10 protein-coding genes are annotated in these 8,585 nt (G+C 66.4%); 5 read left to right on the plus strand and 5 right to left on the minus strand.

The window, feature by feature from the left end:
- Positions 1-18: 18 nt before the first annotated feature.
- Both IHD13_RS04495 and dbpA read right to left on the minus strand, forming a co-directional pair.
- Positions 19-879, minus strand: coding sequence for a PA4780 family RIO1-like protein kinase (locus IHD13_RS04495; protein WP_195859836.1), 861 nt, complete (start codon positions 877-879; stop codon positions 19-21).
- 18 nt (positions 880-897) lie between these two features.
- Complete coding sequence (gene dbpA / locus IHD13_RS04500; protein ID WP_195859837.1) at positions 898-2,310, minus strand: ATP-dependent RNA helicase DbpA; 1,413 nt, start codon at positions 2,308-2,310, stop codon at positions 898-900.
- 158 nt (positions 2,311-2,468) lie between these two features.
- Between dbpA and IHD13_RS04505 the strand changes: the two genes are divergently transcribed.
- Positions 2,469-3,383, plus strand: coding sequence for a patatin-like phospholipase family protein (locus IHD13_RS04505; protein WP_195859838.1), 915 nt, complete (start codon positions 2,469-2,471; stop codon positions 3,381-3,383).
- Here the strand turns inward: IHD13_RS04505 and IHD13_RS04510 are convergent.
- A complete protein-coding gene (locus tag IHD13_RS04510; RefSeq protein WP_195859839.1) occupies positions 3,380-4,222 on the minus strand; it encodes a PhzF family phenazine biosynthesis protein in 843 nt (280 codons plus the stop codon). The two genes, IHD13_RS04505 and IHD13_RS04510, sit on opposite strands and share 4 nt — an antisense overlap.
- A 102-nt stretch (positions 4,223-4,324) precedes the next feature.
- Here IHD13_RS04510 and IHD13_RS04515 point away from each other — a divergent pair, with 102 nt between their 5' ends.
- The 3 genes from IHD13_RS04515 (at position 4,325) to IHD13_RS04525 (ending at position 6,356) form a co-directional block, all read left to right on the plus strand.
- Positions 4,325-5,263, plus strand: coding sequence for a LysR substrate-binding domain-containing protein (locus tag IHD13_RS04515; protein WP_195859840.1), 939 nt, complete (start codon positions 4,325-4,327; stop codon positions 5,261-5,263).
- Positions 5,264-5,392: 129 nt separating this feature from the next.
- On the plus strand, positions 5,393-5,704 hold the full coding sequence (locus IHD13_RS04520) for a hypothetical protein (RefSeq protein WP_195859841.1): 312 nt from the start codon (positions 5,393-5,395) through the stop codon (positions 5,702-5,704).
- Between the two features lie 271 nt (positions 5,705-5,975).
- Positions 5,976-6,356 (plus strand): septal ring lytic transglycosylase RlpA family protein, encoded by a 381-nt coding sequence (locus IHD13_RS04525; RefSeq protein WP_195859842.1) that lies wholly within the window; start codon positions 5,976-5,978, stop codon positions 6,354-6,356.
- A gap of 81 nt (positions 6,357-6,437) precedes the next feature.
- Here IHD13_RS04525 and yghU read toward each other — a convergent pair whose 3' ends face one another.
- Positions 6,438-7,313: a glutathione-dependent disulfide-bond oxidoreductase gene (yghU, locus tag IHD13_RS04530; protein ID WP_195859843.1), complete on the minus strand. Its 876-nt coding sequence runs from the start codon at positions 7,311-7,313 to the stop codon at positions 6,438-6,440.
- 349 nt (positions 7,314-7,662) lie between these two features.
- On the opposite strand from yghU, the gene IHD13_RS04535 reads away from it, so the two are divergent.
- Positions 7,663-7,869 carry a cold-shock protein gene (locus IHD13_RS04535; RefSeq protein ID WP_195859844.1) on the plus strand — a complete coding sequence of 69 codons (207 nt, stop codon included), beginning with the start codon at positions 7,663-7,665 and terminating at the stop codon, positions 7,867-7,869.
- A 103-nt stretch (positions 7,870-7,972) separates the two neighbouring features.
- On the opposite strand, the gene IHD13_RS04540 is transcribed toward IHD13_RS04535, so the two are convergent.
- The gene (locus IHD13_RS04540) at positions 7,973-8,449 is read right to left on the minus strand and encodes a phosphate-starvation-inducible PsiE family protein (RefSeq protein ID WP_195859845.1); all 477 of its coding nucleotides are present in this window, start codon (positions 8,447-8,449) and stop codon (positions 7,973-7,975) included.
- Between the last annotated feature and the right edge of the window lie 136 nt (positions 8,450-8,585).

The following is an 8,585-nucleotide window of genomic DNA, read 5'->3' on the forward strand; positions in this document are numbered from 1 at the left end:
GGGCGCCGCCCCACGGACTCAGGCGTCGTCGGCGTCCCGGTCGACCAGGGCCGCCAGCCGCTCGGCCTCCTCTTCCCGGGCGTCGTCGATCACCGCCAGCAGTTCGTCGACGTCGACCGCCTGGGACGATTCCTCGAAGGTGCCGCTCAGGGGCGAGTCGGGATGCAGCTCACCGGCCTCATAGAGGGCCCAGATCTCGCGGCCATAGTCGCTCGCCAGCAGCTCCGGGGCGAAGCGCCCGAAGTAGGCGCGCATGGTATCCACGTCACGGCGCAGCAGCATGCCGGCGCTGTTGTTGCCCGCCGCGTCCACCGCCTGGGGCAGGTCGATGATCACCGGCCCCTCGGCGTCGAGCAGCACGTTGAACTCGGAGAGATCACCGTGCACCAGGCCGGCACACAGCATGCGCACCACTTCGCGCATCACCCGGGCGTGGTAGTCGCGGGCCTGATCGGGCTCGAGCACCACGTCATCCAAGCGCGGCGCCACCCGCCCCTCGGCGTCGGCGATGCGCTCCATCAGCAGCACCCCATCGACGAAGCCATGGGGCTTGGGCACCCGCACGCCAGCCTCAGCCAGGCGATAGAGGGCATCCACCTCGGCATTCAACCAGGCCTGTTCCTGCGCCTTCTGCCCATAGCGGGTCTTCTTGGCCATGGCCCGGCTACGCCGGCTGTTGCGGTCCTTGCGGCCCTCCTGGTACTGGACCGCCTGCTTGAAGCTGCGCTGCTTGGCCTCCTTGAAGACCTTGGCACAACGCAGCTCGCCACCGGCGCGCACCACATAGACCTGGGCTTCCTTGCCACTCATCAGCTGGCTCTCGACCGAGTCGATCAGGCCGTCCTCCAGCAGGGGTTGTAAGCGTTTGGGGACTTTCATGGCACCTGTTCGATCGGATCAGCGACTGACACGGCGCACGCGAACGCTGCGCCCCTTGAGTTTGTCCCCCTCGAGCTTGGCCAGGGCCGCCTTGGCCACCTCGCGGCGCACCGCCACATAGGCACTGTTCGGCATGACCTTGATCTTGCCCACCTGGTCGCCGGCGATACCGTCCTCGCCGGTGAGGGCGCCGAGGATATCGCCGGGGCGCAGCTTCTGCTTCTTGCCGCTGCCCAACTGCAGGGTGGCCATGGGCGGCACCAGGGGAGCGGTGTCGCGGGGACGGGGCAGCGGCTCGGTGTCGAGGGACTCGCCGAGGAAGTCGGCGAGGCGCTCCAGGCGGTAGGCCTCCGCCTCAGCCACCAGGGTACAGGCCACCCCGGAGCCGCCGGCCCGGCCGGTACGCCCCACCCGGTGCACATGCACCGCCAGGTCCCGGGCCAGTTGGTAGTTGAAGACCGCATCCAGGGCCTCGATGTCCAGACCCCGGGCCGCCACATCGGTGGCCACCAGGATCGAGGCGCTCTTGTTGGCGAACAGCACCAGCAGGCGGTCCCGGTCACGCTGCTCCAGGTCGCCATGCAGGGCCAGGGCGCTGAAGCCCTCGCGGTTCAGGGCCTCGGCCAGCTCCTGGGTCTCGCGCTTGGTGTTGCAGAACACCACGCTGGACTCCGGGCGGTGATAACGCAACAGGTCGCACAGGGCCGGCAGGCGAGCCGCCTCGTCGGCGATCCGGTGGAAATGCTGACGAATGCTGGTCGCATCATGGGTCTCGGTCAGAGCCACCTCGAGCGGGTCATTCAGCAAGGCCGCGGCGATGGGGCGGATCGCCTCGGCCCCCGCCCCCTGCAGGCCGGTGGCACTGAACAGCAGCGTCTGGCGGCTGGCCGGGGTGGCGGCGACGATCGCCTCCAGGCTGGCCTGGAAGCCCATGTCCAGCATGCGGTCCGCCTCGTCCAGCACCAGGCCGGTCAGCCCGCCCAGGTCGAGGCTACCCTTGCGCAGATGCTCCTCCACCCGCCCCGGGGTGCCCACCACGATATGCGCCCCATGGGCCAGGGAGGCCAGCTGGGGCCCGAAGGGCGCGCCGCCGCACAGGGTCAGCACCTTGACGTTGGCCAGGCTGCGCGCCAGACGACGCAGCTCGCCGGCCACCTGATCGGCCAGCTCCCGGGTGGGACAGAGCACCAGGGCCTGGACCCGGAAACTCTCCCGCTCGAGCCGCGACAGGAGCCCCAGGCCGAAGGCCGCGGTCTTGCCGGAGCCGGTCCTGGCCTGGGCGATCAGGTCACGGCCGGCCAGGGCCGCCGGCAGGCTGGCGGCCTGGATCGGCGTCATGGCGTGATAGCCCAGGGAATCCAGGTTGGCCAGCAGTTCCGGCGCCAGGGGCAAGGCGGAGAAGGCCCCGGCGTGAGCGGTGGCATCGGACATGGTAGGGGGATCCTGCGAGAAAGAAGAGAAGATGAGGGAACCAGCAACGGCAGCGCGCCTGGCGCCCTTAGGGCGCCCAGCCTAGCAGAAAACGCGGCGAAATACCGCTAAAGTGGCCCGAATGGCCACGAAGCCGGAGTCGATATCAAGGAGGATCCATGCGCTGCCTGTCCCTTTTCGCCCTGCTGATCACCAGCGCCCTGTTGCTTGCCCCGGCCCAGGCCGAGGAAGCCGAGCCAAGCGTCCCCACCCTCGGCCTGGCGCTGGGCTCCGGTGGCGCCGCCGGCCTGGCCCATATCGCCATGCTCCAGGAGTTCGATGCCCTGGGCATCAAGCCGGATCGTCTCGCCGGCACCAGCATCGGCGCGGTGATCGCTACCCTCTACGCCGCCGGCCTCAGCGCCGACGAGATCCATGACCTCTTCGACGACTTCGGCGGCTCGCCCCTGGATGCCCTGAGCGAACTGGCGGGCGGCGACGAGCTGGGGCTAACCGACCTCATCCAGCTCGGCCTCAACGAGGGCGGCCTGTTCGATTCCGCCGGCTTCCTGCGCTTCCTGGCCGGTCATATCGAGGCCCGTCGCTTCGACGAACTGGAGATTCCGCTGATCCTGGTGGCCACCGACTACTGGAGCGGCAAGAGCGTGCTGCTCGACAGCGGCGAGCTGTTTCCCGCCATCGAGGCCAGCATGGCGGTGCCAGGGCTGTTCAAGCCGGTACGCCGGGACGATCAGTTGCTGATCGATGGCGGCACCTCCAACCCCCTGCCCTTCGACCTCCTGCAGGGCCAGGTGGACCGGGTGATCGCCGTGGATGTCTCCGGCAACCGGGTCCCGGTGGAGGGAGAGGAAATCGGCCTCACCGACCTGCTGTTCAAGACCTTCGAGATCATGCAGGGCTCGATCACCCGCCAGATGCTGGCGCACCAGGCGCCGGACCTCTACCTGCAGCCGGACACCCAAGGCATCCAGCTGCTGCACTTCAACCGGGTAGAGGAGATCCTGGCCCAGGCCGAGCCCGCCGCCCGGGAGCTGCGCGAGCAACTGGCGGCCTGGCTGGCGGAGAAGGACTAGTCAGTCTCCAGCGAGACCGCCGTACCACTGACCCGGATCCCGCCCCGCTCGGGCAGGACGACTTCCAGGCGGCTCGATTGCCCCATCGCCTCGCCCTGGAGGATCGTCAACCGCGCCGGCGCCGCCATCAGGCCGGCATCGCGCAGGTAGCCGCCGAGGGCCGCCGCCGCGGCGCCGGTGGCCGGGTCCTCCACCACTCCGCCCACCGGGAAGGGGTTGCGCGAATGGAAGACGCCCTCGGCATCGCGCCAGACCAGCTGCAGGGTGGTCAGCCCCTCCCGGGTCATCAGCGCCTTGAGCGCCTCGAAATCGTAATCCAGCCGTGCCAGGCGATCGTGGCTGGCCGCCGCCAGCACCAGGTGCCAGACCCCGGCATAGGCCAGCATCGGCGGCAGGGCGGGGTCCAGCTCCTCGGCCCGCCAGCCCAGGCAGGCCAGGGTCTCGGCGACCAGGGCCGCCGGCGCCGGACGCTGTTGCGGCGTCACCGAGACCAGGGTGGCCCACCAGGAATCGCCATGCTGGCTTACCTCCAGAGGCACCTCTCCCACCGCGGTCTCCAGCCGATAGGTGCCCGGGCCATGCCGGCGCCCCAGCACCACCCCGGCGGCCACGCTGGCATGGCCACAGAAGTCGATCTCCTTGGCGGGGCTGTAATAACGCACCCGGTAGCGCCCCTCCCCGAGGGGGGCCAGGAAAACGGTCTCGGAATAACCCACCTCGGTGGCGATCTCCTGCATGGAGGCGGCCTGGGGCAGCGTCTCGCCCAGCCAGACCCCGGCCGGGTTGCCACCCCGGGGATCCTCGGTGAAGGCGGCGAGGCGATAGAGACTCTCGGTCATGGGGCTCTCCCGTGTCATGGATAGTGGAGGTTCCCATTTTCGCGTTAGCTGGTTTAATGACAACGAACGGTTTCTTACCCTTAGGCTTAGCGAGACTAACCCATGCCCCCTCGACGCCTTCCCCTGGCCACCCTCAACGCCTTCGAGACGGCGGCCCGCCTGGGTAGCTTCCGCACCGCCGCCGAGGAGCTGCACGTCACTCCCGCCGCGGTCAGCCACCGCATCAAGGCGCTGGAGGCCGAGCTGGGCGTTCGCCTCTTCGAGCGACGCGCCCGGGGCGTGACCCTGACCCGGGCCGGAGAACGCTACCGGGAACGCCTCGCCGAGGCCTTCACGCTGATCGAACAGGCCACCGCCGAACTCGGCCGGCCGCCCATCGATGGCCCCCTGCGGGTCTCGGCGCCCCAGTCATTCACTCGCCACTGCCTGCTGCCACGCCTCGGCGACCTGTTGCAGCGTCATCCGGGGCTGCGCCTCGACCTGCTGGGCGCCGACCACCTGGTCGACCTGCACCGCGGCGAGGCCGACCTGGCGATCCGCTTCGGCGGCGGCCACTACCCCGGCCTGCAGACCGACTACCTGCTGGGCGATGCCATCACCGCGCTGGGGCCGGCAGAAGCCGCCACCGGCGACTGGCGGCGGCAACGCTTTATCGAGGACGGCGGCGCCACCGCCACCGAGCCCTGGAGCCATTGGTCCCCCTGGTGGCACGCCGAGGGGCTCCACGCCACTAGCGACCTGGCCCGGCTGCGGGTCTCCGACGCCGGCCTGGCCCTGGCCGCCTGCCGCCAAGGCCTGGGGCTCTGCCTGACGCGCTTCACGCTGGCGCGGCAGACCCTACGCCAGGGCACCCTGAAGCCGCTGCGCCCCTGGCGCCGCACCGAGTTCGCCTACTACCTGGTCGGCCTGCCCGGGGTACTGGCGAGCCCCCGGGCGGCCGCCTTTCGCGACTGGCTGCGAAATAGCCTCGCGCCCCTCGAGCAGGAGCTTCAGGCGGCCCTGGCCGGCTCCAGCGGGCAGCCGCCTCAGCGTCCGGAGTGAGCCCCCGCTTCGCCGCTAGCCCAAGGCTTCCCTTATGACTGCTAGCCTGTATGATGGAACGGCAAGTGATTTTCAGCGGAGATACCCAGACGAGCGATCATTCTTTCCAAGCCAATACCGGAGGTTGACATGAAGGTCTACAAACCTGAGTGGCGATGCACCTTTAGCGTAAACGACGGCGTGGAAGAATCAGCCAGTTGGAAGACACGTTTCGCCTGGTCACTGCGACGATTTGCCGACCGGCTCGAGAAACGCGGCCGCACCCTCAAGATCGACTACGAGGTTGCCCCTGCGGTGAGCCAGCAGGAAGTGGACACCTGCCTGGGCAAGGGCTTCGAGCTGACCCAGGGGCTGCTCACCCAACTGGCCCACCAGGCCGCCTGCGAGGCAGTGATGCGCGACGCCAAGGCGGAACTCTACGAGGAAGAACCTCGCCGCTGACCCCAAGCCCCGGCCCCGCGCCGGGGTTTGGCTATCCGCACTAGCCTGACGCTCCGACTCCTCCCCTCCCCGCCTGGCGCTAGCCGTTTCCGTCGCATCCCCGGCCATAAAACGGATTAATTTAGCATCTTGCGGTCTTTTGCTCCCATCGTCGCCCATCTTCGCAAAGGCTTGCCGCTCACGGCGGAGCCGGTTACTATCCGCTAGCCCCCTGGCCCTCATCGCCTCGAATGATGCGATATCCGCGACATGAGACCCCTGAGGTAATCCCATGGGAAATCGACCCAAGTTTCTGCTGCTTGCCGCCCTGATAGGGCTGTTGACGCTAGGCCCGATCGGCGCCGCCCAGGCCCACGAAATCCAGCCCCAACGCGGCGTCGCCTCCTACTACAGCGACCGCTTCCAGGGCGCCACCACCGCCAGTGGTGACACCTTCGACCAACAGGCCCTCACCGCCGCCCACCCCAGCCTGCCCTTCGGCACCAAGGTGCTGGTGACGCGCCGCGACACCGGTCAGGAGGTGGAAGTCACCATCAATGACCGCGGCCCCTTCGTCCAGGGCCGGATCATCGACCTCTCCAAGCGCGCCGCCCGGGAACTGGGCATGCTGCGCCGCGGCGTGGCCCCGGTGATGATCACCCAAGTCAACTAGCCCGCGAATCGCTGCTACCGGCCTCAACGCATGATGCCCGCCGATTGGCGGGCATCATGCATTCTCGGCCACGAAAACCGCTTACTCCACGCTTTCGCGCTTGTCCTCGGTGCGAGTCTCGAAGTCGCTGGCGTCGTGACGCTCGTGAAGCTGCATGGCCGGGTCACCGAAGGTGCGGTTGACCATGCGCCCGCGGCGCACCGCCGGGCGGGCATCGATCGCCCTGGCCCAGCGCTGCACATGGGCATACTCCTGCACCTGCAGGAACTCGCCGGCATCGTATTGCCGCCCCAGGACCAACTGGCCATACCAGGCCCAGTTGGCGATATCGGCGATGGTGTAATCGTCGCCGGCCAGATAGGGCGTCTCGGCCAGGCGCCGATCCAACACATCCAGCTGACGCTTGACCTCCATGGCGTAGCGGTCGATGGCATACTCGATCTTCTCCGGCGCATAGGCGTAGAAGTGGCCGAAGCCACCGCCCAGGAAGGGCGCACTGCCCATCTGCCAGAATAGCCAGTTCAGGGTCTCGGTGCGCTTCGCCAGGCTACCCGGCAGGAACTCACCGAAGCGCTCGGCCAGGTAGAGCAGGATGGCGCCGGACTCGAAGACGCGGATCGGCTCGGCCGGGCCATGGTCGACCAGCGCCGGGATCTTGGAGTTGGGATTGATCTCGACGAAGCCGCTGCCGAACTGGTCGCCGTCGCCGATACGGATCAGCCAGGCATCGTACTCGGCGTCCTGATAGCCCAGCGCCAGCAACTCCTCCAGCATCACCGTCACCTTGACCCCGTTGGGCGTGCCCATCGAGTAGAGCTGGAAGGGGTGCTTGCCCACCGGCAGCGCCTGCTCGTAGGTCGGCCCGGCAATGGGCCGGTTGATGCTGGCGAAGGTGCCACCGCTGGCCTTCTCCCAGGTCCACACCTTCGGGGGAACGTATCCATTCTCTTGGCTCATCTCGACTCCTTACGGACTCTCCGGTCCCGTGCCGGGAGCCGGCACGGGGTAATGTCCTTCGTCTGACAAACGATAGCCTGTTAAGGTTTCACTAGCTAAGCCGCCATGCCGGGGGATCTGCACGCCTTGACCCTAGCCGCACCAGGTCATCGATAAAATAAAAACCGAAACCCTTTGACCCACGCTGGCAAGCATGACACCGTGGTCGCAGTTGGTTAGCAAGTAAGCATGGTTTCAGAAGCATTCGAATTCTTTCGGCAGCCTGTAATTGTATTCCTTGTTCTACCCGCTACTCCTCTGGGTAACACCAGGATTCATTGCGAAGCGCTCAGCGCGAAAGGATTTTTTTATGGCAACTGGCACAGTCAAGTGGTTCAACGATTCCAAGGGTTTTGGCTTTATCGCTCCTGCCGATGGCGGTGACGATGTTTTTGCCCATTTCTCCGAGATTCAAGCCGATGGCTTCAAAACCCTGGAAGAAGGTCAAAGTGTCTCTTTTGACGTAACTCAGGGCCAGAAAGGCCTTCAGGCATCGAACATCAAGGCACTCGCCTGACCTAAGGGTCAGACGAGTTCTCGAACCCCACAGGGTTCGACATCAGGGCCCGCCTCGGCGGGCCCTGATGCGTTCCATGCCCCACCAGTAAGCACACCACCGCCTACTCCTGCTTTCCCACCAACCAGTGGGTGACCCCCAGCGCCAGCACGATGGCGGCAATCGCCAGCATCTCTTCGGCAGAGATCGTTGAGATATCGAGAATAATCACCTTACGGGCGATCGCCATCAGGGCCGTCGCTATCACCAGGCGAATCGGCAGGACATTGGTGCCCAGATAGAGGCGAATATTGATAAATATCTCCACGGCGATCAGCACCACCATAAAGGCGCCGAAGATCACGAAGATATCGCTGACATCGAACAGCAGAAGCGGTGGGGAGACAAACTTGGTGTAGAGCACATAGATCACATCCAGGACGCCCCAGATGATCACCAGCACCATCAGCACCGCCAGTAATTTGATGGCATAGCGAATAATGAAGTGCAGCTTGCGAATCAGCGGGTCTTCATGCTCCTCGGGCAACTCGTCATGCAGCAACTTCGGATACCTGGGCACCGCCTTGTCGTCGCTGTCCATCGCTGCTCCTCGTCGCCATGTCGGAATACCGCCACGCCTGCATTAAAGCCCAGCCATACAACCCGCCTTATTCACGAAGGTACCGAATCGCGCGTTATGACCCCATGGCTTGTCGGCTGCGCTTGCCACCAGCAGC

The sequence above is a fragment of the Halomonas sp. 328 genome, assembly GCF_015645095.1.
Taxonomy (GTDB): Bacteria; Pseudomonadota; Gammaproteobacteria; order Pseudomonadales; family Halomonadaceae; genus Bisbaumannia.

Bases quoted from the DNA above. Each gene is read 5' to 3' on its own strand.
- IHD13_RS04505 (WP_195859838.1), top strand. From the start codon at position 2,469: ATGCGCTGCCTGTCCCTTTTCGCCCTGCTGATCACCAGCGCCCTGTTG.
- IHD13_RS04525 (WP_195859842.1), top strand. From the start codon at position 5,976: ATGGGAAATCGACCCAAGTTTCTGCTGCTTGCCGCCCTGATAGGGCTG.
- IHD13_RS04535 (WP_195859844.1), top strand. From the start codon at position 7,663: ATGGCAACTGGCACAGTCAAGTGGTTCAACGATTCCAAGGGTTTTGGC.
- dbpA (WP_195859837.1), bottom strand. From the start codon at position 2,310: ATGTCCGATGCCACCGCTCACGCCGGGGCCTTCTCCGCCTTGCCCCTG.
- IHD13_RS04520 (WP_195859841.1), top strand. From the start codon at position 5,393: ATGAAGGTCTACAAACCTGAGTGGCGATGCACCTTTAGCGTAAACGAC.
- yghU (WP_195859843.1), bottom strand. From the start codon at position 7,313: ATGAGCCAAGAGAATGGATACGTTCCCCCGAAGGTGTGGACCTGGGAG.
- IHD13_RS04495 (WP_195859836.1), bottom strand. From the start codon at position 879: ATGAAAGTCCCCAAACGCTTACAACCCCTGCTGGAGGACGGCCTGATC.
- IHD13_RS04540 (WP_195859845.1), bottom strand. From the start codon at position 8,449: ATGGACAGCGACGACAAGGCGGTGCCCAGGTATCCGAAGTTGCTGCAT.
- IHD13_RS04515 (WP_195859840.1), top strand. From the start codon at position 4,325: ATGCCCCCTCGACGCCTTCCCCTGGCCACCCTCAACGCCTTCGAGACG.
- IHD13_RS04510 (WP_195859839.1), bottom strand. From the start codon at position 4,222: ATGACCGAGAGTCTCTATCGCCTCGCCGCCTTCACCGAGGATCCCCGG.